Source organism: Frigoribacterium sp. CFBP 13729 (genome assembly GCF_014841875.1).
Lineage (GTDB): Bacteria > Actinomycetota > Actinomycetes > Actinomycetales > Microbacteriaceae > Frigoribacterium.
In genome coordinates, this window is the sequence record NZ_JACYUR010000002.1 from 770,535 (window position 1) to 796,467 (window position 25,933).

The following is a 25,933-nucleotide window of genomic DNA, read 5'->3' on the forward strand; positions in this document are numbered from 1 at the left end:
TCGGTGCAGAGGCTGCAACTCCGGCGGCGTCGAGAAGCTTCCCACGGTTCGCGACGCTGGTCGACACCTGTCGACGATGTGGGCTCGGCCCGGCCCGCGCCTCCTCGGCTCGGTAGGCTCGGCAGCGGCCGACCGTCACGGCTCACGAGGTCGTGGCGGCGAACGACGACGACGACGGAGGCACGACACCGTGACGACCGACAGCACCCGCACCGACGACCAGCACGGTGCCGGCACCGACGACCTCGACGGGCGTCCCGGCGAGCGACCCGCCGACCAGACCGGCGAGCTGCCGGCCGCACGCGGGCGACGTGCGGCCGGCCCGAGCACGCGCACCGAGACCGACTCCCTCGGCAGCCGCGAGGTCCCCGCCGACGCCTACTGGGGCATCCACACGGCGCGGGCGCTCGAGAACTTCCCGATCAGCCAGCGGCCGATCTCGGTCTACCCCGACCTCGTCATCGCGCTCGCGCTCGTCAAGCAGGCCGCCGCCCGCGCGAACGTCGAGATCGGCGTGCTCGAGAGGCACAAGGCCGACGCCATCGAGCAGGCCTGCGTCGAGATCCGCGGGGGAGCGCTGCACGACGAGTTCGCCGTCGGGGTGATCCAGGGAGGCGCGGGCACGAGCACGAACATGAACAGCAACGAGGTCATCGCGAACCGGGCCCTCGAGCTGATGGGCCACCCCAAGGGCGACTACGCGCACCTGCACCCGATCGACGACGTCAACCGCAGCCAGAGCACGAACGACACGTACCCGACCTCGGTGAAGATCGCGATGGTCCTGACGCTCCGCCGCCTCCTCGACGAGCTCGACCTGCTCGCCACGGCCTTCGCGACCAAGGGGGCCGAGTTCCACGACGTGCTCAAGGTCGGCCGCACCCAGCTGCAGGACGCCGTGCCGATGACGCTGGGCCAGGAGTTCGTCGGCTTCGCCCACACCCTGGGCGAGGACGTGCAGCGCCTCCGCGACGTCATCCCGCTGCTCGGCGAGATCAACCTCGGCGCCACGGCCATCGGCACGGGCATCACGGCCGACCCGCAGTACGCGGACGCCGTGCGCCGCCACCTCAGCGAGCTGTCGGGCATGGAGCTCGTCACGGCCCCCGACCTGATCGAGGCGACGAGCGACACCGGCGTCTTCATGACACTCAGCGGCGCGCTCAAGCGCAGCGCCATCAAGCTCTCGAAGATCTGCAACGACCTGCGCCTGCTGTCGTCGGGCCCGCAGGCCGGCATCGGCGAGATCACGCTGCCGCCGCGCCAGGCCGGCTCGTCGATCATGCCGGGCAAGGTCAACCCGGTGATCCCCGAGGTCGTCAACCAGGTCGCGTTCTCGGTCGCCGGTGCCGACGTGACCGTGACGATGGCGGCGGAGGCGGGCCAGCTGCAGCTGAACGCGTTCGAGCCCGTCATCACGCACTCGGTGATGCAGAGCCTCCAGTGGATGACGTACGCCTGCCGCACGCTGCGGGTCAACTGCGTCGACGGCATCGAGGCGAACCGCGCCCGGCTCACGCAGCAGGTCGAGACGAACGTCGGCAGCGTCACGGCGCTGACGCCGTACATCGGCTACTCGGCCGCCGCCGCCATCGCGCACACCGCCCTGACGACGAACGCGCCCATCGCGCGCCTCGTCGTCGCGGCCGGCCTGATGAGCGAGGAGCAGGTGCAGAAGGTGCTGTCGCCCGCGCGCCTGTCCGGCCTCGAGGCCGTCACGAGCGCCATCCCGATCATCGACGTCGACGATCCGGCGGCGGCCGTGGCCCGCGCCGCGAACGCGACCGGGGTGCGCAACCCGGGCGACGAGACCGCGGGCTGACGAGCGGTCCGCAGGAGGCGCGGTGCCGGTCCGGCCTGCACCGCGCCTCCCCGGCACCGGACGGGGAACCCCTGGGCGCTGTCCGGCGGGCACGATACGGTCTCGGGATGACCGAGCGTTCACGAGACGGCCGCCTGATCGTGCGGATGTTCCCCGACCACGCCGGCACGGTGCTCTGGTCCGGCGGGGCAGTCGATCTGGACGATGCCCGTCTGTCGCCGCGACTCCGGGACGATCTCCGAGCATGGGACGCGTTCCACCGGTCGCGCCTCGATCCGGACGTCCCGTCGCACGCGCCGGAGGACGAGCACGAGTTCGCCGTCACCGGCGGCGCCCTGGCCGGGCGGGTCGCCGACGAGCTCGGGCGCGGCGTCGAGGTGCACCTGATGGTCGAGGGGCGCCGCGTCTTCGGGTCAAAGGAGCCGCCGACCAACCCCAGGGCGGCGAAGGCCCTGCACGTGCGGGCAGAGCGGCAGGCCGAGGAGGCTCGAGGCTTGACGGAGAGACTGGGTGGTGAGCGCTGGTACGCCTACAGCCCTGCCTCGGGCAACCGCTCCACCCCGGACGGCCCCCGTGCGGGCGGGACGTCCGACAGCGTCCGTCCTGAGCGATCGTGACGTGGTCGGCCGAGCACGGCGGATGCTGATGGCGCGGCGGACCGCCTCGACGAGCGCGGGGGCCGGAGGTCACCCCTCGGCAGGCGGCAGCCGGAGCGCCGCGGTGCGGTCGATCCCGTCCTTCCGGGGGGAGGCGAAGAGCCGCAGGTCGGAGTGGTCACCACGGCAGATGGCAGCGGCCATCCGGTGGGCGCGTGCGGCGTTCCGCACCGGGGACCAGGGGTCGGCGTCCGGCTGCACTGCGGTGATGTCGGACGCCAGCCGATCGTGGTGCGAGGCCGCGTCCTCGAGGTCGCCGTCGCAGTCACGGGTGATGATCGCCGCCAGTCTCAGCTGGGCCTCGAGCGTCTCGACCCCCACGTCGGTCGGCTCGTTCGTCCGGAGGATCCGGACGAGCTCGCTCAGCGCGGTGGTCCGAGCCCAGGCTGTGTGGCGAGAGGACTCGTCGAACGGGTACCTCGTCATGAGGTGCTCGATGCGTCGTCCGAGGTGATCCGTCATGCGGTCATCCTCTCAGCGCACGACGGTCACGACCTCCTCGTGCCGACGTCGGCGATCGCGGTCAGGGGGCCGACGGGCCCCCGTGTTCCTGGGCCTCCGTCAGCGGCGTGCGAGGATCGGCCCATGACCGACGTGCTCCTCGATCGCATCACCAGCCTGATCGGGCGCTACCCCGTCGACGAGTCGTCGGTGCTCACGGCGTGGGCTCGCATCCGCGCTCTCAGTCTGCTGGTCGGTGATGTCTACGCAGAGAGCCGCGACGATGAGGCGATCGAGGTGCTGCAGTCGCAGCTCGGCCTCGCTGCGAGCCTCACCTTGTCGTCCGGCGGGAGCCTCGAGGTCGCCGCAGGACATCACGACCGCTTGGCAGCGGACCTCGCGGCGGTCCGCACGGAGAAGGGCCGTCGGTCACCGCTCGTGAGCGCTGCGCGCGCCCACAGGATGGCCGCCGCCGTCTGTCGAGGCGACCATGCTGACCTGCGGCTCTTCGCGTCAGGTCGACCTGACGGACGCGACTACACCGATGCGCTCCGTCTGCCGACCTGAGGAGCAGCCGCTCCGTCTGCCGACCTGACGAGCAGCCGCTCCGTCAGGTGCCTGCGTCCGCTCCCCGCCGGGGATCAGGGGCCGGTCGGTCGGGCTGCCGACAGAGCGCCTGCGCGCCGTGCTCATCCGCCAGCACCCCGAAGACCAGGGTGTCCGTCCACTCGCCCTTGCTCCAGAAGTCCTGCCGGTGGTGCGCCTCCTGCCGCATGCCCACACGGGCGGCGAGGCGCTCGGACGCCGTGTTGCGGGCGTCCAGCTGCGCCGTGACGCGGTGGACGTCGTCCTGTCCGAACGCGATCCGCAGACCGGCTGCGACCGCCTCGGTCGCGTAGCCGCCGCCTCCGTGCGCAGGGTCGAGGGTCCAGCCGATCTCGACGGTGCGCCGCTCCTGCTCCGTGCGCCACAGCGACACCGTGCCGATGAGGAGGCCCTCCCGCTCGACCACGAGGGCGAGCGCCCCGACGGGCTCGGCCAGGTCGGTCCGGGGCAGGCGTCGCCCGAGCTGTGCCTCGCCGTCCTCGACGGTCCAGGGCTCCTGCAGGAGGTACCTCGCGACGTCCGGCCGGGAGTGGATCGCGACGAGCCGGTCCAGATCGCTCGAGCGATGGAGGCGCAGCGTCAGTCGAGGCGTCGTCGCCACCGTGTCCGAGTCCATGGCCTCGATCCTCCTGCATCCGTCGCCGGGACACCTCGGAGTGGACGATGCACCCCGCAACGACGGGGTGCATCGTCCACTGCGGGGTGCGGCGCCGGCCGGGCTCAGGGCGTGGGGGGCTCGGGGGCGCGGGCTGCGTCGACCTCGGGGGCGCGGGCGGCCTCCGGCTCGGGCGAGCGGGCCGCGTCGACCTCGGGCGTCCGCTCCGGCTCGCGGCTGCCGTCGCCGTCCAGGTCGAGCTCGAGCGCGGCCGCGTGGGCGTGGTCGCGGTCGGTGATGTGCAGCCGCTCGCCCCGCACGTGCAGGTGGCGCAGCTCGTCGGCGTCGAGCACGCCGCCGTTCTCGCGCAGGGCCCGCTCGCGGAGCGCCCGGCCGACCCGGACGTCCCACGCTCCGTTGCGGGCGAGGATGTGGTTGCGGGCCGTGTCGCGCATCGGCAGGGGGATGACCTCCTCTGCCTTCACCCCGCGGCGCAGCTGGCGCATCCGCAGCACCTCGCTGTCGAGCTCGCCGCCGATGACGAGCACGAAGTTGCTGATGTACGAGTAGAGCAGCACGACCACGACGCCGCCGAGCCAACCGTAGAAGCGGTCGTAGTTCGAGACGGTCGACACGTAGAGGGCGAAGCCGAGGGTGCAGACCGCCCAGATGACGAGCGCGAACATGGCGCCGTACGACACCCAGCGCAGCCGGGGCGGCCGCACGTTCGGCGTGAAGTAGTAGAGCATCGCGACGGCGAACACGGCGAGGGCGGCGATGACGGGCCACTTGAGCACGTTGTAGAGGGTGAACCACGGCTCGCGGAAGCCCGCGGCCTCGCCGATGCCGACGAAGAGCGTCGGGGTGACCAGCAGCAGGGCCGCGATCACGGCGAACGACACCATCAGCACGAAGGTGACGATCATCATGTGCCCGCGGAACTTCCAGATGCGCCGCCCCTCCTCGACCTCGTAGGCGGTGTTCATCGCCCGGCCGAAGGCGGTCGTGTACGACGACAGCGACCACAGCGTCAGCCACAGGCCGATGCCGAACGCGACGCCCGGGTTCGAGAGGCTGAGCATCTGCTCGAGCGGTCGCCGCAGGGTGTCGATCGCGTCGGCGCTCAGCACGAAGCGGGCGACCTCGAGGATGTCGTTCACGGCCGCCTCGCCGTCCTGGAAGAGCGCGACGCCCGACACGAGGGCCAGCGCGGTCGGCAGGATCGCCAGGGTCGAGAAGAACGTCAGGGAGGCGGCGGCGTCGATCGTGCGGTGCCTCAGGAAGTCGTGCCACACCCGCATGACGACGTACCGGGTCGGCGACGGGTTCTCCGGGAGGGACCGCGTCGCAGACATCCCCCGAGGGTACAGCGGGGGAGGGGCCGGAGCGCGTGCCGTGCGCGCCGCGGCCAGCGCCCGGCCAGTGCCCGGCCGTCGTCGCGGCCGGCGCCTCCTCGGCACCCGGCCACCGCCTCCTGCGGGCCCGTAGGGTCGGGGGCATGACGTGGGACGACTCCGGACAGCAGCACCAGATCGCCGGCCAGCCCGCGCGGGCGCCCGAGCCCGTCTGGTGGCCGGCGCAGCCGGTCTTCGCGCAGCCCGCGCCCCGGCGTCGACCGGTCGCGAGCGGTGTCGCCCTCGCGGTCGGCTTCACGGTGATCGGGGTCTTCGTCCTCGCCCTGGTCGTCTACTTCCTCATCTTCCTGTCGCCGGGCGTGATCCTCGCCGCGAGCCTGCTCGCGTTCGTGCCGCTCGCCATCGTCATGGTCGGCATCTGGCTCGTCGACCGCTGGGAGCCGGAACCCCGCGTCGCCCTGCTGTTCGCGTTCCTCTGGGGCGCGGCCGTCTCGGTCGGCACCGCCCTGATCGTCGACCTCGTCGTCGGCTCGGTCCAGGGCCTCGTCGGCATCGGGGCGCGAGGAGGCGCAGAGGTCTTCGGCGCCGTCGTCCAGGCCCCGATCGTCGAGGAGGTCGCCAAGGGGTTCGGCGTGCTGCTGGTGCTGTGGATCTTCCGGCGGCACTTCGACGGCCCCGTCGACGGCGTGGTCTACGCCGCGACCGTGGCCGCGGGGTTCGCCTTCGTCGAGAACATCCAGTACTTCGCGCTGCAGGTCGTCGACGACCTGACGCTCGGCAGCGACGGCCTGGTGTTCGTCTTCGTCGTCCGGGCGCTGATGTCGCCCTTCGCCCACGTCATGTACACGGCGTGCACCGGCATCGCGCTCGGCTGGGCGGCCCGTCGAACCGGCCGGCTCGGCGCGATCGGCTGGTTCGCCCTCGGCGTCGTGCCCGCCGCCGCCCTGCACGCCCTCTGGAACGGCGCGCTCGTCGTCGTCGGCGACGGCTTCTTCGTCTACTACCTGCTCGTGCAGGTGCCGATCTTCGTCGCGATGGTGCTGCTGGTCGTCTTCCTGCGCCGCAACGAGCGCCGCGTCACGCACGCACGGCTCGCCGAGTACGCCGCGGTGGGCTGGTTCAGCGCCGACGAGGTCGCGATGCTGTCGACGGGCGCCGGCCGCCGTCGAGCACGCCGCTGGGCGGCCGCCAACGGGACGGGGCCCGCCATGCGGCGCTTCGTCTCGGACGCCACGCGCCTCGCCTTCACCCGGCAGCGGCTGGTCAAGGGCAAGAGAGGGCACGACGAGGGCGCCCGCCGCGACGAGGCCGACCTGCTGGCGGCGCTCGCCGCGAGCCGGTCGGCGCTGCAGGCGCCGCCCGCGGCGTTCGTCGGGTGGCCGCAGCAGCCGGCGCTGGCCTGGCCGCATCAGCCGCAGCCGCCGCAGCAGCACGAGCAGGTCTGGCAGCCGCAGCAGCCTGCGCCGCTGCAGGTGCCGCAGCAGCCCGCACAGCAGCAGCAGTACTGGCAGGACGGCCCGCCCACGCACGATCCGTGGGGTCGCCCCCTCCCGCCTCCCGGCTGGTGAGGCCGGCGGCCGTCGCCGCCTCCGTCGCTACGGCGTCGGGTGGAGCGCGTCGTACGTCCTGAACGACGGCGTGAGCCGTGCCACGACGGCGATGAGCACGACGATCAGCGCCCCGCCGAGCAACGGCGGCCACGCCACGCCGGCCGCGGCGACCAGCCCGACGAACAGGTCGCCGACCCGCGGCCCGCCGGTGACGACCACGATGAACACGCCCTGGAGACGCCCTCGCATGTGGTCGGGAGCCGCGGTCTGCAGGATGGTCGAGCGGAAGATCGAGCTGACGTTGTCGGCGGCCCCGGCCCCCGCGAGGGCGAGCGCGGCAGCCCCGAGCGCGACCAGGTCGGCCTGCCCCAGCCCCTCCGTCAGCCCGCCGTCGCCGCGCGGCGCGGTGACCGCCAGCACGAGCCCGAACGCGGCGATGCAGGTCCCGTAGACGGTGATCGCGCGGTCGACCGCGCGGCCCTGGAGGCGCACGTGTCCGAGCCGCCCCGAGAAGACGCTGCTCAGGAGGGCGCCCACCGCGTAGGAGGCGGTGAGGACGCCGACCGTCACCGCGCCTCCTCCGATCACGACGGCCCCGACGACGGGGTAGAGCACCCGCGGCTGCCCGAAGGTCATCGCGATGATGTCGACGACGAAGGTCGTGCGCACCGTCGGCGCCCGCCGCAGGAACCGCATCCCCTCGACCAGCGACGCCAGCCCCGGGCGCTGGGCGTTCCCCTCGGGGCGGATCGGCGGCAGCGTCACGATCCCGAGGAACGCGAACGAGAAGAGCACCACGTCGACCGTGTAGGTGGGCGCGAAGCCGATGCCCGCGACGAGCACCCCCGCGAGCGCCGGCCCGACCGTGAGCATCAGCCCCGTGCCGATGCCGCCGAGCGCGGCCGCGGCGGGCAGCAGCGAGGCCGGCAGGAGGCGCGGCACGATCGAGGCGCGCGACGTCGCGATCATCGTCCCGGCCACCGCGTTGACGCAGGTCAGCACGTACAGCAGCCCCACCTCGTGCAGGCCGAGCCAGGCGTGCAGGGCGATGGCGGCGGTCGACAGCCAGGCGAAGACGGCGGCGACGAGGGCGACCTTGCGCCGGTCGAACGCGTCGGCGAGCATGCCGCCCCAGAGCCCCGCGACGATCATCGGCACGAGCGAGACGACGCCGACCAGCGCGACGGCGAAGGTCGAGCGGGTGATGTCGTAGACCTCGAGCCCGACGGCGACGAGGGTGAGCTGCGTCCCGATGCCGCTCACGGTGTTGCCGACGAAGAGGCGCGCGAAGGCCGGGCTCTGCCGCAGCGGCGTGACGTCGACGAGCACGGGGCGGCGGGACGGAGCAGGGGCGGGAGTCGGAGTGGTCAAGGCTCCATCATGCGCGATGCGCACGGTTCGGGGTCGACGTCCCGCCTCCTCCCGACGACACGAGGAGGCGGTGGTTGGATGGAGCCATGACTCACGACCCCAGCACCAAGCCCGAGATCGACGCCCCCACCGCTCCTGCTCCCGCCGAGCTCGAGATCACCGACATCACGGTCGGCGACGGCGACGAGGCCCAGTCCGGCTCGACCGTCAACGTCCACTACCTCGGTGTCGAGTTCGACAGCGGCGAGGAGTTCGACGCGTCGTGGAGCCGCGGCGAGCCCATCAACTTCCCCCTCGCGGCCCTCGTCCGCGGCTGGCAGGAGGGCATCCCCGGCATGAAGGTCGGCGGCCGCCGCCAGCTCGTCGTCCCGCCGCACCTCGCCTACGGTCCCGTCGGCGGCGGGCACCCGCTCTCCGGCAAGACCCTGATCTTCGTCATCGACCTCCTCGGCGTCAGCTGATGACGGCCCCCTCGATCGGCCTCGCCGACGGCCGGACCATCCCGGCCCTCGGCCTCGGCACGTACGGGATGGACGGCGACGAGGGCGCGGGCCAGGTCGCCACGGCGATCGAGTCCGGCTACCGCCTCCTCGACACGGCCCTCAACTACGGCAACGAGGCGGCGGTCGGCGAGGCCGTCCGCCGTGTCGACGTGCCGCGCGACGAGCTCGTCGTCACGTCGAAGCTGCCGGGCCGGCACCACGGCTACGAGGAGACGCTGGCGAGCTTCGAGGAGACCCGCGCCAACCTGGGCCTCGACTTCGTCGACCTCTACCTGATCCACTGGCCGCTGCCCCGGGTCGACAAGTACGTCGACTCGTTCCGCGCGTTCGTGAAGCTGCAGGAGGACGGCCTCGTCGGCAGCGTCGGCGTCTCGAACTTCACCGAGGAGCACCTGCAGCGCGTCGCCGACGAGACCGGCGTCGTGCCCGTGGTGAACCAGATCGAGCTGCACCCGTACTTCCCCCAGGCGGGGATGCGCGCGGTGCACGAGCGCATGGGCATCGTCACGGAGAGCTGGAGCCCGCTCGCCAAGCAGAGCGAGCTGCTGCAGGAGGCGGTGGTCACCGAGATCGCGCGTGCCCACGGCAAGACGCCCACCCAGGTCGTCCTGCGCTGGCACGTCCAGCTCGGCGCCGTGCCCGTGCCCAAGTCGGCCGACCCCGGTCGCCAGCGCGAGAACCTCGACGTCTTCGACTTCGAGCTGTCCGACGACGAGGTGGCGCGCATCAGCGGCCTCGAGCGCGGCCGGCTCTGGGACGGCGACCCCGAGACGCACGAGGAGTTCTAGCTCCGCCTGCGGTCTCGACCCGCTCGGCTCGACACGCCCGCGTCCTCCCCGGAGGGCGCGGGCGTCGTCGCGGGTGGGGGCGGAGGCGCGCCCGGGCACAGGTAGACTGGCGTGCCGTCTTTTCCCGAGGGGTGGAGCAAACCTGGTGTCATCTGAGCTCGAGCGCGAACGCGCCTACGTGGCCACGCTGTACGCGCGTCTGGACGAGTTGAAGGCCGACGCCCGCGTGCGGCTGGAGAGCACCCGGCGAGAAGCCGTGGGCGGCAACCACCAGAGCCGCAGCGAGCGGGACGCGTTCGCGAAGCTCTACGAGGACACGATCACCCAGCTCGGCGCCGTCGACGAGCGGCTGGCCTTCGGCCGCCTCGAGCTCGAGCGGCCGGACGAGACCGGCAGCGCCCTCCGCTACATCGGCCGGGTCGGCCTGCGCGACCGGCAGCACCACCCGATCCTGCTCGACTGGCGGGTGCCCGGCGCGAGCGCCTTCTACCAGGCGACCGCGGCGACGCCCATGGGCGTCCGAGCCCGCCGCCACCTCACGCTCGCCGGGCGCGCCGTCACCCGCCTCGAGGACGAGGTCTTCGACCCCGACCTGCTCGACCGCGACGACGTGCAGCTGCAGGGCGAGGGCGCGCTGATGGCGGCCCTCACCGCCCAGCGGACCGGCCGGATGACCGACATCGTCGCCACGATCCAGGCCGAGCAGGACAGGATCATCCGCTCCGAGCTCGACGGCGTCCTCGTCGTCCAGGGCGGGCCCGGCACGGGCAAGACCGCCGTCGCCCTGCACCGCGCGGCCTACCTGCTCTACTCGCACCGCGACCGCCTGCGCGGCTCGGGCGTGCTCATCGTCGGTCCGTCGCGGTCGTTCCTGCGGTACATCGAGCAGGTGCTCCCGTCGCTCGGCGAGAGCGGCGTCGTGCTGTCGAGCCTCGGCGGGCTCTACCCCGACCTCGAGACCCAGGTCGACGACGCGCCCGACGTCGCGGCGCTCAAGGGCTCGGCCGAGATGGCCGAGCTGATCAAGCGAGCCGTGCGCTCGCGTCAGGTCCGGCCGACGCAGGCGACGACGATCGACATCAACGGCGAGCGGCTCGTCGTGCAGCCCGAGCTGATCGGCGACGCCATGCGGCGTGCGCAAGAGAGGGGCAAGCAGCACAACCTCGGCCGGGTCACCTTCAACAAGGCGGCGCTCTCGGCGCTGACCCGCCTGCTCGTGTCGCAGATGCGCGAGCACGGCACGACGGTCGACGAGTCGGACGAGGCGGTGCTCCGCGAGGACATCCGCCAGTCGCACGACGTGCGGGTGCTGCTCAACACCGCGTGGATGCCGCTGACGGCCGAGAAGCTCGTCGAGGACCTGTTCGCGCGCCCGAACTGGCTCGCGACCATCACCCAGCGTTGGACGCCGGCGCAGCGGGCCCTGCTCCAGCGTCCCCGCGGCTCGCAGTTCACGATCTCCGACGTGCCGCTGCTCGACGAGGCGGCCGAGCTGCTCGGCGAGTTCCAGGCCGGGGTCGACCCCGACAAGCTGGCGCGCAAGCAGCAGCGCAAGCGCGACATCGAGAACGCCGAGCGCGCCATCGAGAACATGGGCGTCGAGGGCATGGTGTCGGCCGAGCAGATCGCCGGCGGCTTCGCCGAGCGCGCCGCGTCGATGACCACGTCCGAGCGCGCTGCGGGCGACCGCACCTGGGCCTTCGGGCACGTCGTGGTCGACGAGGCGCAGGAACTGTCGCCCATGCAGTGGCGGCTGCTGTCCCGCCGCTGCCCGCTGCGCTCGTTCACCGTCGTCGGCGACATCGCCCAGGCGTCCAGCCCGGCCGCCGCCTCCTCGTGGGACAGGGCGCTCCAGGCCCTGCTCGGCCGTCGTCGCGGCTCGAGCGTCGCCGGCACATCGGCGCCCTGGCGCCTCGAAGAACTCACGGTCAACTACCGCACGCCGAGCCAGATCGTCGAGCACGCCGAACGCCTGGCCGTCGAGAACGGGCTGACCATCACGGCGAGCCGGTCGGTGCGGTCGAGCGAGTGGCCGGTCCGCGAGATCGCGGTGCCTGCCCTCGCCGCCGCGGGCGACAGCCGAGGAGGCGCGGCGCACGACGCCCTCGTCGCCGCGGCCGTCGAGGCGGTCGCCGCCGACCGCGGCATCGACTCCGAGGGGACGCTCGCAGTCATCGCGCCGCAGCACCTCGTGGCGGACCTCGTCTCGGGACTCGACCCGCTGTTCCCCGGGCAGGTGGCGCCGGGCACGGCGTCGCTGACCCGGCCGATCTCGGTGCTCAGCCCCGCCACCTCGAAGGGCCTCGAGTTCGACAGCGTCGTGCTCGTCGACCCCGAGGGCATCCGCACGGGCGCCGCCCGCGGCGCGGCGAGCCTCTACGTCGCGATGACCCGGCCGACGCAGCGCCTCACGGTCGTCGGCTAGCGCCGGCGGCCCGGGCAGCCGCCTCGACCCGGTCGTGGTGGGCGCGCCAGCCCTCGTCGTCCCGGTCCGGGACGTTCGGGTCGGCCGGTCCGTTGCCGAGCTTGCCGTCGACGAGCTCGCGGACGAGGTCGGCGTGGCCGGCGTGACGCGCCGTCTCGACGCACAGGTGCACGAGGATCGAGTGCAGCGTGACGTCCCGTCTGTCGGCAGGCCACCACGGCACCACGCCGGGGGAGTCCAGGTCGAGCGCCGCGACGGTCGCGTCGGCGTGGTCGGCCGAGTGCCGAGCGAACGCGACGATCGCCTCCCGCGTCTCGTCCTCGGTCGCCCAGAGGTCCGCCTCCGGCTCGCTCGTGTCCGTCAGCCACGGCATCTCCTGCGGCGACGGCCGGTCGAAGACCTCGCCGAGGTAGCCGAGCTGCACGCTCGCGACGTGCTTGACGAGGCCGAGCAGGTTCGTGCCGCTCGCCACGAGCGGACGCCGGGCGTCGTACTCGTCGAGCCCGTCGAGCTTCGCCAGCAGGTCGGCGCGCTGCTTCGTGAGGTAGCGCTGCAGGGTCTCTTTCTCGTCCATGCCCCCAGGGTGCCGCCTCCCTGCCCCTCGCCGCCAGCTCTGCCGCGGACGCTCAGCGGTAGTCGGGCGGCCAGGCGAACGCAGGAGGCGCGGTCACGGTCTCGCCCCGGGGCGCGAGCACGAGCGCGACGTCCTCGAAGTCGCTCAGCCGGATGCCGGCCGGGTCGCCCGTCCAGCGGCTCCCGTCCACGAACGTCGTCAGCTCGAGGCCGTCGTCGGGTCCGAGCGAGCCGATGCTCACGGCGTCGAGGTGCACGTCCCACTCGGTGAAGAGCTGGCCCAGCACGAACGACTCCCGTCGGGGCGACTCGACGTGCACGATGCCGGACGTGTCGTGGGTGTGCAGGGGAGCGGCGAGCTTCGTCTCGGCGTCGTGCCCGATGTCGCCGGGGATCGTCACGGCCTCGCCGTCGACCATGATCGAGAGGTGCGTGTGCACGTGCATCGCGAGGTCCTCGCCCCAGACGTTCTGCATGCCCGCGAGCTCGGCACGGTCGAGCCGGTCGCCCACGGCGGGCACGGGCCAGGGCGGGGCGCTCTCGGCGCCGACGACCCGGGACGGCTGCGCCGATCCGACCAGCCCGATCCCGACCGCGCCGCCCACGACGACGAGCGCGGCCACGGACGCGAAGACGGTGTCTCGAGAGGGCACGCGGTCAGCCTTCGTTGCCCGGCGCGGTGGAGTCGTGCGGGGCCCCGCGCTCGCCCGCGCGCTCGGCGTCGCTCACTTCGCGCACCCGGTCGACGAGCTCCCGCCAGGGTCCGGTCACCTGTTGCTCCGGCAGCTTGGCCTTCTTCGCCGGCGACGTCTCCGCCGAGATGACCCACACGAAGCGGTCCGGCTGCACGGGCTGGGTCGGGGCGGGCGCCTCCTGCCAGGGCACGAGGTCGAGCAGCACGAGCCAGGACTCGGTGTCGGGCTCGGCGTCCACGTCGACCTGCCAGGTGCGGGTGAGCCCGGCGAAGCCGCCGGACCTCTGGACGGTCACCATCATGGCCGCGATGCTACTCCGCGGCAGCGAGCTGCCGGGGGAGGGAGGCCCGGTGCTCAGGCCGCCGGGTCGACGCCCACGCCCTGCCAGCCTGCGGCCGTGGCCCGCGCCTCCTCCGAGTCGGCACCGTACCGGGCTGTCGCCGCCGAGACGGTGGCAGCGGCGAACTCGGCGAAGGAGGCGGTCGGCGACACCTGCCCGCCGACGAGCGTGTCGTACCAGACCTGCCCCGCGCGCTCCCACGCGCGGCCGCCCAGCGCGTCGGCGACGAGGAAGAACGCGCGGTTGGGGATGCCCGAGTTGAGGTGCACGCCCCCGTTGTCGTCGGTCGTCTCGACGTAGTCGTCCATGTGGGCCGGCTGGGGGTCCTTGCCGAGGACGTCGTCGTCGTACGCCGTGCCCGGCGCCGACATCGAGCGGAGCGCGCGGCCCTCGACGGCCTCGGTGAAGAGCCCCTCGCCGATCAGCCACGTCGCCTGCCCGGCCGTCTGGTCGAAAAGGTGCTGCTCGACGAGCGCGCCGAAGACGTCGCTGACCGACTCGTTCAGGGCGCCCGACTGCCCCTGGTACTCCAGGTTCGCCGTGTACTGCGTGACGCCGTGGGCCAGCTCGTGGCCGATCACGCTGACCGAGGCGGTGAACCGGCCGAAGACCTCGCCGTCGCCGTCGCCGAAGACCATCCGCTCGCCGTTCCAGAACGCGTTGTCGTAGTCCTGGCCGTAGTGCACGGTCGCGTCGAGGGGCAGGCCGGCGCCGTCGATGCTCGAGCGCCCGTAGACCTCGCGGAACAGCGCGTGCGTCGCGCCGAGGGCGTCGTACGCCTCGGTCACCGCGACGTCGTCGCCCTCGGGCTCGCCCTCGCCCCGGACCCGCACCCCGGGCAGCTGCTCGGTGCCCTGGGCGTCCGAGATGGTGCGCTCGACCTCGGGGCCCCGGGCGACGGCGCCCTGCCGCACGGGCGGCGCCTCGCTGCGGGCGGCGCGCACCTCGTCGATCTGCCGCAGCCCGTGCCGGGCGGCCTCGGGAGCTCGTGTGAAGCGCTCGGTGTCGGCCGCGGCGAGGTGGGCGAGCAGGTACGGGGGCACGATGTAGCGGGTCATGGACAGACTCTGTCACCGGCCCCCGACATCGGGGCCGTCCGTTCACACGATCGTCACGAGCGGCCGGTCGGCCGAGCGACCCCGCGAGCGGGCGGTCCGCCCGCGAGGGGGCGGTCCGCCGGCGAGGGGGCGCGGGCCCCGGAGGTGCGGGGCGACCTCCGAGAGCCGGTAGCGTCGACCGGATGACCGCCTCCGACGCCTCCGCCCTCGTCGACCGCATGATCGCCGTCGTCCCCGACTTCCCCGTCCCCGGGATCCTGTTCCGCGACGTGACGCCGCTCTTCTCCGACGCCGACGCCTTCGCGACCGTGACCGCCGCCCTCTCCGAGCCGTTCGACGGGGCCTTCACGGCCGTCGCCGGCATCGAGGCCCGGGGCTTCGCGCTCGCCGGCGGCATCGCGATCGAGCAGGGCGTCGGCGTCCTCACCGTGCGCAAGGCCGGCAAGCTGCCCGGCGAGGTCCTGAGCGAGAGCTACGCGCTCGAGTACGGCGAGGCGACGCTCGAGCTGCGGCCGAGCCAGCTGCCCGCGGGCACCCGGGTGCTCGTCGTCGACGACGTGCTCGCCACCGGCGGAACGGCCGACGCGACGGTCACCCTGCTCGAGCGCGCGGGCTACGAGGTCGTCGGCATCGCCGTGCTCCTCGAGCTCGAGGGGCTGCCCGGCCGCGAACGCCTCGCGTCGCGCATCCCCGTGCACGCCCTCGGCAGCGCCCCCGCCTAGGGCGCGAGCCGGACCTAGGGCGCGAGCCACCCCGGGAACAGCAGCAGCGACGCCCCGACGAGGCACGCCGCCGCGACCCCGACGAACACGCCGACCCAGAGGACGCCGGGCACGTGGGTCAGCCCGGCGAGCTGGTCGGCGTCCGACTCCGTGCGGGCGCCGTGGCGCGCCGCTCGCCGACGACTCGACTGCAGCTCGACGGAGGCGCGGAGGGCGCCCAGGCCCAGCACGCTCACCAGCACCAGCCCGAACACCTGCTGCCACTCGACCGGCGCGAGCCACGTGACGCCCGCGACGACGGCCGCGCCGACGAGCACGACCTACAGGCCGAACCAGTTGCGGATCTGCACGAGCATCAGCGCGAGCAGCAGCAGCAGCGCCCAGAGCAGCCCGGCGGCGAAGCCCGCGCCGAGCAGCCAGGAGGCGCCGAGCGACGCGAGCGCGGGGGCGGTGTAGCCCGCCAGCAGGGTCAGCACCATGCCCGGCCCCGACCGCGGCCCGCGCGAGACGGTCAGCCCGGACGTGTCCGAGTGCAGCCGGATCCCCGTCAGCCGCCGCCCGGTCAGCACGGCGGCCAGGCCGTGGCCGCCCTCGTGCACGACCGTCACCGCGTGCCGCACCGTGTGCCAGGTCCCCGGCAGCAGCACGAGCGCGGCCCCGGCGGCGACGGCCAGCAGCATCCACGACAGGGGGAGCGGGTCGGCGCGCTGCGCGACCCGGGCCCACAGAGCGGCCAAGGAGGCGGTGGTCTCGTCCATCCCGCCAGCCTAGGAGGCGCCTCCCGGTCCTCCCTCCCCAGGGTCGATCGTCTCCGTCGGGAGGATGGTCCTCGGCTCCGGGCAGCGTCTTCCGAGCGGGAGTGCCGCACCATGGACGGATGCGCCGCGCCGTCCTCCTCCTCTTCAGCCTCGTCTACCTCGCCGGGGTGGCCTGGATGACGCTGCGCCCGTCGGTCTACGGCGACGGCACGTCCGAGCTGCTCTGGCGCGCCCTCGACTTCTTCGGTCGCCACGACGAGACGAGCTGGATCACGTTCGCCCGGGTCGAGGCGGCGGCGAACGTCGCCATGTTCGTGCCCATGGGCATGTTCCCCGCGCTGCTCCTCCCGAAGCGCGCCTGGTGGGTCGGCGTCGTGGTCGGCTTCGCCGCGACCTGCGCCATCGAGTTCTACCAGGCCACCGCGCTCTCGTCGACGCGGTTCTCCGACCCGCAGGACATCCTGATGAACACGATCGGCGCGGCGATCGGCGCCGCGTTCGTCGGTCTCGTGCTGCCGAGCCGCCGCCGCTCGCGAGCCCGCCGCAGCTCACCTCGTCCGGCACCCGTCTGGTAAGCTCGCCAGGTTGCCGTCTGAACGGCCGCGGAACAAGAGAGCTCGCACATCCTGTGACGGGCGCCGCGCAACGAACTGGAAGGGGATCCTGAATGGCACTCGCACCTGACGTCAAGACCCGGATCATCGAAGAATACGCGACCCACCCCGGCGACACCGGATCCCCCGAGGTCCAGATCGCCGTGATGACGCAGCGCATCCTCGACCTGACCGAGCACCTCAAGGAGCACAAGCACGACCACCACTCGCGTCGTGGCCTGCTCCTCCTCGTCGGCCAGCGCCGTCGTCTCCTGGGCTACCTGTCCCGGGTCGACATCGAGCGCTACCGCACGCTGATCGGTCGTCTCGGCCTGCGTCGCTAGTCGACCTCCGAGTCTCGACTCCGGCCCCCGTCCTGCTCTGCAGGGCGGGGGCCGTTCTCGTCCGAGCTGCAGCCCTGACGCGCGACGGCGACCGGAGGGGCCGGCTCAGTACCAGTTGTTCCGCACGAAGAAGCCCCAGGCACCGCACGGCGTGCCGTACCGCCCGGCGATGTAGCTCAGGCCCCAGTCGACCTGGGGTCGGTAGTTCGTCCGCCAGTCCAGCCCTGCCGAGGCCATGAGGCTGCCCGGGTTCGCCTGCGGGATGCCGTAGGTGCCGCTCGTGGGGTTCTGCGCGTTCGTCCGCCAGCCCGACTCCTTGTTCCAGAGCTGCACGAGGCAGGTGTACTCGGACCCCGTGCCGATCTTGGACGCCGCGTACGCCTTCGCCCCGGCCGGGTCGTTGACGACCCCGGCCGGGGGAGCCGGTGCGGGAGCCGGAGCCGGAGCGGGGGCCGGTGCGGGAGCCGGTGCAGGCGCGGGTGCCGGTGTGGGGGCCGGCCTGGGCGCGGCAGGTGCCGGAGCGCCGACAGGCGGTGCCGGCGTCCCTGCCCCGCTGCCGCCGGAGGCAGCTCCGCGGTCAGCCGCCGCCGCGCCGGCCTGCTCGGTGCTGGCGCGGACCGCCGCGTCCCGTCGGGCCGTGCGCTCGGCGTCGGCGGTGCTCTGCCGCAGCGCGGCGAGCTGCGAGTAGAGCTCGTCGGTGCGGCTCGTCGCCGACGCGACCGCGCCGTCGGCCGCGGCCTGTGCGGAGGAGGCGGCCGACGCCTCCTGCGCCGCCTCCGTCGCGAGGCGCTCGCGTTCCGCACGAGCGGCCTCCGACTGGTCGCGGAGCGAGGCGAGCTCGTTGCTGCTCGTGGTGGCGTCCGCCAGCACCACCTGCCAGCGGTCCCCGAGCTGGGTGAGGGTGCCGAGCTGGCGCAGCACCTCGTCCGGGTGGTCCGAGCCGAGCAGCACGCTGGTCGTCGACGCGCCGCTGCCGGCGCGGGCCAGGTGCGCGGCGAGCTGTCCCGCCTGCCGGTGGGCCGCCTCCTCGGTCGACTCGGCCTCGGCGGACCGCGCGTCGAGCTGGTCCGAGAGCGCCGCAGCCGCGGCGAGGGCGTCGGAGGCCCGGGTGCTCGCGCCCTCGGCGACCACGGCGCGCTCGCTCGCGTCGGCGGCGCCGGCCTCCAGCTCGTCGAGCGAGCCGACGACCGCGTCGATCTGCTGCTGCACCGACGCGGCGTCCCCGGTCGGCGCCTCCACGGCGACGGCGGGCAGGCCCGCGCTCAGCACGAGCACGGCCGAGCAGGCGACCGCGGTCGCGATCGCGGAGGCCGCGCTCGACCCCGGGCGGCGGGGGAGGCGCGGTGCGTGCATCCGTCGACCCTAGCCGGGGCTCCGGCCCGGGGCGCCGCCCCGAGCGGGGGTCGCCTCCCTGGTCCCCGAGGGGCCGGGTGCTACCATCGCCCTCGGAGCAGGCCGGTCTGGCTGCTGGTCACCGGTGGTGACAGGCGGAACGCCCCGACACGTGCACGCAGAGAGTCCCGAGCACGGGGTCGCGGGGCGGGTCCGACCGTTTCTTCCGCTGACCAGACGTGCCGCCGCCTCCGTCGCGTTGCTGCACGTGCGTGTCCTCACGCCGTCCTCGCCGCCCGCTCCCGATGCACATCGATGCCCACACGGGGCCTCGATGCAAAACAAAGAGGAGTAGCCCCCACATGGAGGGTCCAGAGATCAAGTTCGGCGAAGCCGTCCTCGACAACGGCAAGTTCGGCAAGCGCACCATCCGATTCGAGACCGGCCGTCTCGCCCAGCAGGCTCAGGGAGCCGTCGCTGCGTACCTCGACGAGGACACGATGCTCCTCTCGGCCACCAGCGCGAGCAAGAAGCCGAAGGACAACTTCGACTTCTTCCCGCTCACCATCGACGTGGAAGAGCGCTCGTACGCCGCGGGCAAGATCCCCGGCTCGTTCTTCCGCCGTGAGGGTCGCCCCTCCACCGAGGCCATCCTCGTCTGCCGTCTCATCGACCGGCCCCTGCGTCCCTCGTTCGTCGAGGGCCTCCGCAACGAGGTGCAGGTCGTCATCACCGTCCTGAGCATCGCGCCCGACGAGTTCTACGACGCCCTGGCCATCAACGCCGCCAGCGCCTCGACCCAGATCTCCGGCCTGCCCTTCTCCGGCCCGATCGCCGGCGTGCGCCTCGCGCTCATCGGCGACCAGTGGGTCGCCTTCCCCAAGGCCTCGCAGCTCGAGGAGGCCGTCTTCGACCTCACCGTCGCCGGCCGTGTCGTCACCGACGCCGCGGGCAACGAGGACGTCGCCATCATGATGGTCGAGGCCGAGGCCACCGAGCACGCCTGGGGCCTCATCCAGGGCGGCGCCACCAAGCCCGACGAGGCCGTCGTGGCCCAGGGCCTCGAGGCGGCCAAGCCGTTCCTCAAGCAGCTCGTCGACGCGCAGTCGGCCATGGCCGCGCAGGCCTTCAAGGAGATCGCCGACTACCCGGTCTTCCTGCCCTACACGGACGAGGTCCTCGCGGCCGTCACCGAGGCCGCCGGCACCGAGCTCGCCGAGGTCTACAAGATCGCCGGCAAGACCGAGCGCCAGGACGCCGACGACGTGCTCAAGGGCAAGGTCAAGGACGCGATCTCGGCCAAGGTCGACGCGGGCGAGCTGCCCGCCGAGGCCACCGGCCAGGTCTCCGCTGCCTACAAGTCGGCGACGAAGAAGGTCGTCCGCGACCGCATCCTCACCGAGCAGGTCCGCATGGACGGTCGCGGCCTCGCCGACATCCGTCCGCTCGACGCCGAGGTGCAGGTCATCCCGCGCGTGCACGGCTCCGCCATCTTCCAGCGCGGCGAGACCCAGATCATGGGCGTCACCACGCTGAACATGCTCAAGATGGAGCAGCAGATCGACTCGCTGAGCCCGGTCACCAAGAAGCGCTACCTGCACCACTACAACTTCCCGCCCTACTCGACCGGCGAGACCGGCCGCGTCGGATCGCCGAAGCGCCGCGAGATCGGGCACGGCTTCCTCGCCGAGCGCGCCCTCGTGCCGGTGCTGCCGTCGCGTGAGGAGTTCCCCTACGCCATCCGTCAGGTGTCCGAGGCCCTCGGCTCCAACGGCTCGACGTCGATGGGCTCCGTCTGCGCCTCGACCCTGTCGCTGCTCAACGCCGGTGTGCCCCTGCGCGCGCCGGTCGCGGGCATCGCGATGGGCCTCGTGTCCGACGAGGTCGACGGCCAGACGCGGTACGCCGCGCTGACCGACATCCTCGGTGCCGAGGACGCCCTCGGCGACATGGACTTCAAGGTCGCCGGCACGTCCGAGTTCGTCACGGCCATCCAGCTCGACACGAAGCTCGACGGTCTGCCGACCGCCGTCCTCGACGCCGCCCTGAAGCAGGCCAAGGAGGCGCGCACCGCCATCCTGAGCGTGCTCAACTCGGCCATCGACGCGCCCGACGAGATGGCCCCGACCGCGCCCCGCGTGATCTCGGTCCAGATCCCGCAGGACAAGATCGGCGAGCTGATCGGCCCGAAGGGCAAGACGATCAACTCGATCCAGGACACCACCGGTGCCGACATCTCGATCGAGGAGGACGGCACGGTCTACATCGGCGCCGTCGACGGTCCCTCGGCCGAGGCCGCTCGCGCCCAGGTGAACGCGATCGCGAACCCGACGAACCCCGAGATCGGCGAGCAGTTCCTCGGAACTGTCGTCAAGATCGCGTCGTTCGGCGCCTTCGTCTCGCTCCTCCCCGGCAAGGACGGCCTGCTGCACATCAGCGAGGTCCGCAAGCTGGCCGGCGGCAAGCGCGTCGAGGCCGTCGAGGACGTCCTCGGGGTCGGACAGAAGATCCTGGTCGAGATCACCAAGATCGACGACCGCGGCAAGCTGTCGCTCGCTCCCGTCGTCGCCGACGAGGCGGACACCGACTCGAGCGGCGCCGCCGAGCAGTCGAACGACGAGTCCGTCGAGGTCTAGTCCCCGAACGGCAGTCAGCCGGAGCGCCCGTCCCGACCACGTCGGGGCGGGCGCTCCGTCGTCGGTGCCGGCCCTCCCGGGGCAGCCCCCGAACTCGGGGTGCCGGATCTCGTAACGATCGGGTGCGGCGGCAGGCGCGCGGCGACCTCAGCACGTACGCTTGCACCAGGAGCGAGCACGGTGCTCCCGGGCCATCTCAGGCGGCACATCGAGGTGGTCGTCCGGCGTACCCACGCGCACGACGCCACGACCACGAAGGGCACGGAGTGACGAACACGTCGGCGGGCATCCCCGGTCCCACCACGCCCTCCGCACCTCCCGTCGACCTGCCGGCACGCCTCCCCGAGACCGTCGGCGACGCGACCGTGCCCGTCGACCTCGGCATCATCCAGCCCCGACGTCGACTCGGGGTCTCCGACCTCCGGGTCTTCCCCGTCGCGCTCGGCGGCAACGTCTTCGGCTGGACCGCCGACCAGACCGACACCATGTCGGTCCTCGACGCCTACTACGACCACGGCGGCAACTTCGTCGACACGGCGGACAGCTACGCGGGCGGCCGCAGCGAGGTCATGATCGGCTCGTGGATGCGCTCGCGCCGATCGCGCGACGACATGGTCGTCTCGACCAAGGTCGGCAAGGGCGCGGACGCTCCCGGGCTCTCGCCGCGCTCGATCGAGCGCGCCGTCGAGGCGTCCCTCGAGCGCCTGGGCACCGACCACATCGACCTGTTGTACCTGCACGTCGACGACACCGAGGTCGCCTTCGAGCGCACCCTGCTCGCCGTCGACCACCTCATCCGCGCGGGCAAGGTCCGCTGGTTCGGCGGGTCGCACCACTCGGGCAACCGGCTCTACGAGGCGCGCATCGCCGCCGGCATGCTCGGCGTGGCCCCGATGGTCGCCCTGCAGAACCAGTACAGCCTCATGCACCGGGCCGAGTACGAGAAGGGCCTGGCACGCGTCGCGGCTCAGCTGCGCCTCGGGGTCATGCCCCGGTTCGCCCTGGCCGGCGGGTTCCTCACGGGCAAGTACCGTTCACGTTCCGACTTCGCCGGCACGAAGCGCGGCCGCGGGGTCTCCGGCTACCTGACGAAGAAGGGGCTGCGCGTGCTGCACGAGCTCGACAGCGTCGCGTCGGCGCACGAGGTCTCGACGGCGGCCGTGGCCCTGGCCTGGCTCCTCGCCAAGCCGCACGTCGTGGCGCCCGTGGCGAGCGCCACGAACGCCAAGCAGGTCGTCGAGCTCGCGCAGGCGGCCACGGTCAAGCTCACGCGCACCCAGGTGCTCGAGCTCGACCGCGTCTCCGCCTAGCGGAACGGTCGGCCCGGTCCGTGCGACGGGCCTGAGCCGCCCGACGGGCCCGACCTGCTCGACCGGGCCGGGAGCGGCGGCGGGCTAGGCCGGCAGGAGGCGTTCGGCCGTCCGGCGGAGCGCTGCGGACGCCGCGATGGCGTCGCCGCAGTACGCGCCCACGAGCGCGCCGTCGAGCGCCAGCAGGAAGTCGTCGGCCGCGTCGCCGGGCATCGGGTGGTCGGCGTCCTTGAAGAGCTCGACGAGAGCGTCGGTGAGCCATTCCTGGTGCTCGGCCACGGCGGTGCGGACCGGGTGGGTCGGGTCGCTGAACTCGGCGGCGGCGTTGGCGAAGGCCGAGCCGCGGAAGCGAGGCGACTGCAGTGACACGACGACCTCGTCGACGACCGCGAGGACGGTCGCGGCGCCGCCGGGGGACGCGGCGACGACGGCCTCGAGCCCGGCGACGGCACGCTCGTGCCTCACGCGCAGGTACTCGAGCACGAGGGTGTCCTTCGCGCCGAAGTGCTTGTAGAACGTGGCCTTCGTCACGGACGCCTCGGCGATGAGGCGGTCGACGCCGACGACGCGGACGCCCTCGTCGTAGAAGAGACGGTCGGCCGTCGTCAGGACGCGGTCCCGGGCGCCGGGCGTCGTCTGGTCGGCACGGGGCCGCCCCGGGAGACGCTGGACGGCCGGAGGGGGGGAATCGACCGTCACAGCGTGGCTCCTCGAGGCATATCGGCTTGGAGCAGCGCGGGGGGACGTCTGCTCCGGACCGCCGGATGACCTCCGACCAGCCGCCGACGGCGAGGCAGGGGGGTGTCTCGCCGGCGGTCCCCCGACTCTAACACCGCGGAGGACAGACTGAACCGTCTGTTTGTCCGCACGACCGTCCCCCAGTTCGGGTGCCAGCTCCGACGGTCGGGCCGTGCCGAGGTGCGGTCCCGTAGGCTCGACGCGATGAACGGCCCGGTCTCCCTCCCACTCGACTCGGTCGAGCTCTCCTTCCGCGCGACGGGCGACGCACTCGTGCGGCGCACCCTCCTCCCGACGGGCGTCCGCGTCCTCACCGAGCAGATGCCCGGGGCCCGCAGCGCGACCGTCGGCTTCTGGGTCGCCGTGGGTTCCCGCGACGAGCAGCCCGGCGAGCGCGGCTCCACCCACTTCCTCGAGCACCTCCTCTTCAAGGGGACGGCGACGCGCTCCGCCCTCGACATCGCGGTCGCCTTCGAGTCGGTCGGCGGCGAGCACAACGCCGCCACGGCCAAGGAGTACACCTGCTACTACGCCCGGGTGCGCGACGTCGACCTGGACGACGCCGTCGACGTCCTCGCCGACATGCTCACCGCCTCCGCCCTCGAGCCCGGCGAGTTCGAGACCGAGCGGGGCGTGATCCTCGAAGAGCTCGCGATGGCCGACGACGACCCCGCGGACGTGGCCGGCGAGCGGCTCTTCGAGTCCGTCTTCGGCGAGCACCCGGTGGGGCGCCCGATCGGGGGATCCCCCGAGAGCATCAAGGAGGCGCGGCGCGACGACGTGCACGCGCACTACCTGGCGAACTACCGGCCCCGCGACCTCGTGGTCACGATCGCCGGGGCCGTCGACCACGACCACGTCGTCGAGCGGCTCGAGCGGGCTCTCGCGAGGTCGCCGTGGTCGACCGAGGCGGCCGCTCCCGTGCCCCGACGCTCGACCGAGCTCGTCGTGCCGACGCCCAGCGAGCCGACCCTCGTCGTGCGCCGGCCCCTCGAGCAGGCGACGGTGCTGCTGGGCATGCCGGGCATCTCCGCCTCCGACGACCGTCGCCCGGCCCTCGCCGTCCTCAACTCGGTCCTGGGAGGCGGCATGTCGTCCCGCTTGTTCCAGGAGATCCGCGAACGGCGCGGCCTGGCCTACTCGGTCTACTCGTTCGCCCCGAGCTACTCCGACGCCGGGCTGTTCGGCCTCTACGCCGGCTGCACGCCGAGCAACGTCGAGATGGTGGGGCAGCTCATGCTCGACGAGCTCGACCGTGTCGCCGACTCGGGCGTCACCGAGCTCGAGCGGGAGCGGGCGCTCGGCCAGCTCGGCGGCGCCGCCGCCCTCGCGCTCGAGGACAGCGACACCCGCATGAACCGCCTCGGCCGGGCCGAGCTGTCGACCGGCGAGTTCGTCGACCTCGACGCCTCCCTCGCCCGGCTCGGGCGCGTCAGTCTCGGCGACGTGCGCGACCTCGCCCGTGAGCTCCGGTCCGGCCCCCTCTCGACCGTGGTCGTGGGCGACGTCGACGGATCCTCCTTCACGCCCCCGACGACGACGTCGGCGGCGGTCACCCCATGAGTCAGGAGACGACGGTGTCCCACTACCTGTACCTGGTCCGGCACGGCGAGCAACAGGACGCCGAGCACGGGCTGCCCGACGGCCCGCTGTCCGAGCGCGGCAAGCGACAGGCGCGCCTCCTCGCCGAGCGGCTCGGGGGAGTCCCGTTCTCCGCCGCCTGGCACTCCCCGCTCGAGCGGGCGGCCGAGACGGCACGCATCATGACCGAGCGGCTCCCGGCCCTCGAGTCGCAGCCGTCGACCCTGCTCTTCGACTGCGTGCCGTCGGGCCCGACGGCCGACATGCCGTCCGCCTACAAGCCCTTCTTCGGCGGCGTCACCGAGGACGAGATCGAGGCAGGCCAGGCACAGATGGCCGACGCGGTGTCCGAGTGGCTGACGCCCTCGCGCGAGGATCGCCACGACCTGCTCATCACGCACAACTTCGTCATCGGGTGGTTCGTGCGCGAGGTCTTCGGGGCTCCCGACTGGCGCTGGATGGGCGTGAACCAGGCCAACGCCGGCCTGACCATCATCCGCGTCCGGTCGGCGAAGCCGCCGGAGCTCGTGACGCACAACGACCTGGGCCACCTCCCCGTCGAGCTGCGCACCGGCCTGCCGGTCGAGCAGCCGATTTAGCCGACGGGCTCGCGGGGCACCACCGGCTTGGCGAACCAGGTCGTCGCGTTCGGGTTGTCGTTGTAGGGCTCGACCTCGCGGTAGCCGGTCGCCCGGTAGAGGGCACCGGCCGCGAGGAGGCTCTCGTTCGTGTCGAGGACGACCAGGTCCGCGCCCAGGCCGGCGGCCACCTCCTCGAGCTCGGCCATCAGCAGGCCACCGAGCCCTCGCCCGCGGGCCTCCGGGCGCACGTAGACGTGCTTGACCTCGTACCGGACCAGCCCCTCCTCGGTCGGGTCGATGCGGCGGACTCCGCCGCACGCCAGGGCGTGCACCGTGCCGGGCTCGGCGGCGGATCCGGCGCCGGCGTCCTCGGCCTCGTCCTCGACGACGAGGAACGACCCGGCCGGGGGAGTGAAGGTCGCGTCCGACGGCGACGGGGTGCGGTAGCTGCCCTTCCCCGACGGGAAGGTCTCCCGGCGCTCGGCGAAGTACGCCTCGAGCAGGTCGGCGGCGGCAGGGGACGACACGGGGACGGCACGGAACCGGGGCATGCGCACCAT

The 25,933-nt window shown here is 73.0% G+C and carries 25 protein-coding genes and 1 pseudogene; 14 read left to right on the forward strand and 12 right to left on the reverse strand.

Features of this window, described 5'->3' with window-relative positions:
• Window positions 1–289 precede the first annotated feature (289 nt).
• Both IFT77_RS10000 and IFT77_RS10005 read left to right on the forward strand, forming a co-directional pair.
• On the forward strand, window positions 290–1,822 hold the full coding sequence (locus IFT77_RS10000; protein WP_244638730.1) for an aspartate ammonia-lyase: 1,533 nt from the start codon (window positions 290–292) through the stop codon (window positions 1,820–1,822).
• A gap of 107 nt (window positions 1,823–1,929) precedes the next feature.
• Window positions 1,930–2,439, forward strand: a complete 510-nt coding sequence (locus IFT77_RS10005) for a hypothetical protein (protein WP_192169873.1) — start codon at window positions 1,930–1,932, stop codon at window positions 2,437–2,439.
• 69 nt (window positions 2,440–2,508) lie between these two features.
• Here the strand turns inward: IFT77_RS10005 and IFT77_RS10010 are convergent, their stop codons facing one another.
• Entirely contained in the window at window positions 2,509–2,940 is a 432-nt protein-coding gene (locus IFT77_RS10010) for a hypothetical protein (RefSeq protein ID WP_192041307.1), read from the reverse strand.
• Window positions 2,941–3,063: 123 nt separating this feature from the next.
• Between IFT77_RS10010 and IFT77_RS10015 the strand changes: the two genes are divergently transcribed.
• Window positions 3,064–3,486 carry a hypothetical protein gene (locus IFT77_RS10015; RefSeq protein ID WP_192169874.1) on the forward strand — a complete coding sequence of 141 codons (423 nt, stop codon included), beginning with the start codon at window positions 3,064–3,066 and terminating at the stop codon, window positions 3,484–3,486.
• 43 nt (window positions 3,487–3,529) lie between these two features.
• Here the strand turns inward: IFT77_RS10015 and IFT77_RS10020 are convergent, their stop codons facing one another.
• Together IFT77_RS10020 and IFT77_RS10025 are read right to left on the reverse strand one after the other, a co-directional pair.
• On the reverse strand, window positions 3,530–4,141 hold the full coding sequence (locus IFT77_RS10020; RefSeq protein ID WP_192169875.1) for a GNAT family N-acetyltransferase: 612 nt from the start codon (window positions 4,139–4,141) through the stop codon (window positions 3,530–3,532).
• Window positions 4,142–4,245: 104 nt separating this feature from the next.
• Window positions 4,246–5,475 carry a YihY/virulence factor BrkB family protein gene (locus tag IFT77_RS10025; protein ID WP_192169876.1) on the reverse strand — a complete coding sequence of 410 codons (1,230 nt, stop codon included), beginning with the start codon at window positions 5,473–5,475 and terminating at the stop codon, window positions 4,246–4,248.
• A 143-nt stretch (window positions 5,476–5,618) separates the two neighbouring features.
• Between IFT77_RS10025 and IFT77_RS10030 the strand changes: the two genes are divergently transcribed.
• Window positions 5,619–7,043 carry a PrsW family intramembrane metalloprotease gene (locus tag IFT77_RS10030; protein ID WP_192169877.1) on the forward strand — a complete coding sequence of 475 codons (1,425 nt, stop codon included), beginning with the start codon at window positions 5,619–5,621 and terminating at the stop codon, window positions 7,041–7,043.
• A gap of 27 nt (window positions 7,044–7,070) precedes the next feature.
• Here the strand turns inward: IFT77_RS10030 and IFT77_RS10035 are convergent, their stop codons facing one another.
• Window positions 7,071–8,396: an MFS transporter gene (locus tag IFT77_RS10035; RefSeq protein WP_192041312.1), complete on the reverse strand. Its 1,326-nt coding sequence runs from the start codon at window positions 8,394–8,396 to the stop codon at window positions 7,071–7,073.
• Window positions 8,397–8,482: 86 nt separating this feature from the next.
• Here IFT77_RS10035 and IFT77_RS10040 point away from each other — a divergent pair, with 86 nt between their 5' ends.
• The 3 genes from IFT77_RS10040 to IFT77_RS10050 all read left to right on the forward strand — a co-directional run bounded on the left by IFT77_RS10040 (window position 8,483) and on the right by IFT77_RS10050 (window position 12,112).
• Window positions 8,483–8,857, forward strand: a complete 375-nt coding sequence (locus tag IFT77_RS10040; RefSeq protein ID WP_123548736.1) for an FKBP-type peptidyl-prolyl cis-trans isomerase — start codon at window positions 8,483–8,485, stop codon at window positions 8,855–8,857.
• Window positions 8,857–9,687: an aldo/keto reductase gene (locus IFT77_RS10045; protein ID WP_197980652.1), complete on the forward strand. Its 831-nt coding sequence runs from the start codon at window positions 8,857–8,859 to the stop codon at window positions 9,685–9,687. The genes IFT77_RS10040 and IFT77_RS10045 overlap by 1 nt, the downstream gene beginning before the upstream one ends.
• A gap of 142 nt (window positions 9,688–9,829) precedes the next feature.
• Window positions 9,830–12,112: a UvrD-helicase domain-containing protein gene (locus IFT77_RS10050; protein ID WP_192169957.1), complete on the forward strand. Its 2,283-nt coding sequence runs from the start codon at window positions 9,830–9,832 to the stop codon at window positions 12,110–12,112.
• Here IFT77_RS10050 and IFT77_RS10055 read toward each other — a convergent pair.
• From IFT77_RS10055 to IFT77_RS10070, 4 genes are read right to left on the reverse strand one after another with little or no spacing between them, the layout of a single operon-like run.
• The gene (locus tag IFT77_RS10055; protein ID WP_192169878.1) at window positions 12,096–12,686 is read right to left on the reverse strand and encodes a DinB family protein; all 591 of its coding nucleotides are present in this window, start codon (window positions 12,684–12,686) and stop codon (window positions 12,096–12,098) included. The genes IFT77_RS10050 and IFT77_RS10055 overlap by 17 nt on opposite strands.
• Window positions 12,687–12,738: 52 nt before the next feature.
• Window positions 12,739–13,338 carry a hypothetical protein gene (locus tag IFT77_RS10060; RefSeq protein WP_192169879.1) on the reverse strand — a complete coding sequence of 200 codons (600 nt, stop codon included), beginning with the start codon at window positions 13,336–13,338 and terminating at the stop codon, window positions 12,739–12,741.
• 4 nt (window positions 13,339–13,342) lie between these two features.
• Complete coding sequence (locus IFT77_RS10065; protein WP_192169880.1) at window positions 13,343–13,681, reverse strand: protealysin inhibitor emfourin; 339 nt, start codon at window positions 13,679–13,681, stop codon at window positions 13,343–13,345.
• A 53-nt stretch (window positions 13,682–13,734) separates the two neighbouring features.
• Window positions 13,735–14,778, reverse strand: a complete 1,044-nt coding sequence (locus IFT77_RS10070) for a M4 family metallopeptidase (RefSeq protein ID WP_192169881.1) — start codon at window positions 14,776–14,778, stop codon at window positions 13,735–13,737.
• A 182-nt stretch (window positions 14,779–14,960) separates the two neighbouring features.
• On the opposite strand from IFT77_RS10070, the gene IFT77_RS10075 reads away from it, so the two are divergent.
• On the forward strand, window positions 14,961–15,500 hold the full coding sequence (locus tag IFT77_RS10075; RefSeq protein WP_146904723.1) for an adenine phosphoribosyltransferase: 540 nt from the start codon (window positions 14,961–14,963) through the stop codon (window positions 15,498–15,500).
• Window positions 15,501–15,514: 14 nt separating this feature from the next.
• Here IFT77_RS10075 and IFT77_RS10080 read toward each other — a convergent pair.
• Window positions 15,515–16,258 (reverse strand): annotated as a pseudogene (locus IFT77_RS10080) (M50 family metallopeptidase).
• A 119-nt stretch (window positions 16,259–16,377) separates the two neighbouring features.
• Between IFT77_RS10080 and IFT77_RS10085 the strand changes: the two are divergent.
• Window positions 16,378–16,833, forward strand: coding sequence for a VanZ family protein (locus IFT77_RS10085; RefSeq protein ID WP_192041318.1), 456 nt, complete (start codon window positions 16,378–16,380; stop codon window positions 16,831–16,833).
• Window positions 16,834–16,925: 92 nt separating this feature from the next.
• Window positions 16,926–17,195, forward strand: coding sequence for a 30S ribosomal protein S15 (gene rpsO, locus IFT77_RS10090; protein ID WP_123520309.1), 270 nt, complete (start codon window positions 16,926–16,928; stop codon window positions 17,193–17,195).
• 105 nt (window positions 17,196–17,300) lie between these two features.
• Here rpsO and IFT77_RS10095 read toward each other — a convergent pair whose 3' ends face one another.
• On the reverse strand, window positions 17,301–18,548 hold the full coding sequence (locus IFT77_RS10095; protein ID WP_192169882.1) for a hypothetical protein: 1,248 nt from the start codon (window positions 18,546–18,548) through the stop codon (window positions 17,301–17,303).
• Between the two features lie 341 nt (window positions 18,549–18,889).
• Between IFT77_RS10095 and IFT77_RS10100 the strand changes: the two genes are divergently transcribed.
• On the forward strand, window positions 18,890–21,163 hold the full coding sequence (locus tag IFT77_RS10100; protein ID WP_192041320.1) for a polyribonucleotide nucleotidyltransferase: 2,274 nt from the start codon (window positions 18,890–18,892) through the stop codon (window positions 21,161–21,163).
• 266 nt (window positions 21,164–21,429) lie between these two features.
• Entirely contained in the window at window positions 21,430–22,473 is a 1,044-nt protein-coding gene (locus IFT77_RS10105; protein WP_371741007.1) for an aldo/keto reductase, read from the forward strand.
• An 84-nt stretch (window positions 22,474–22,557) separates the two neighbouring features.
• Here the strand turns inward: IFT77_RS10105 and IFT77_RS10110 are convergent, their stop codons facing one another.
• Window positions 22,558–23,172 carry a TetR family transcriptional regulator gene (locus tag IFT77_RS10110; RefSeq protein ID WP_192169883.1) on the reverse strand — a complete coding sequence of 205 codons (615 nt, stop codon included), beginning with the start codon at window positions 23,170–23,172 and terminating at the stop codon, window positions 22,558–22,560.
• Window positions 23,173–23,415: 243 nt separating this feature from the next.
• Here IFT77_RS10110 and IFT77_RS10115 point away from each other — a divergent pair, with 243 nt between their 5' ends.
• Window positions 23,416–24,774: a pitrilysin family protein gene (locus IFT77_RS10115; RefSeq protein WP_192169884.1), complete on the forward strand. Its 1,359-nt coding sequence runs from the start codon at window positions 23,416–23,418 to the stop codon at window positions 24,772–24,774.
• 14 nt (window positions 24,775–24,788) lie between these two features.
• A complete protein-coding gene (locus IFT77_RS10120; protein WP_123548739.1) occupies window positions 24,789–25,391 on the forward strand; it encodes a histidine phosphatase family protein in 603 nt (200 codons plus the stop codon).
• Here IFT77_RS10120 and IFT77_RS10125 read toward each other — a convergent pair.
• A complete protein-coding gene (locus IFT77_RS10125; protein WP_192169885.1) occupies window positions 25,388–25,924 on the reverse strand; it encodes a GNAT family N-acetyltransferase in 537 nt (178 codons plus the stop codon). The two genes, IFT77_RS10120 and IFT77_RS10125, sit on opposite strands and share 4 nt — an antisense overlap.
• Window positions 25,925–25,933 lie beyond the last annotated feature (9 nt).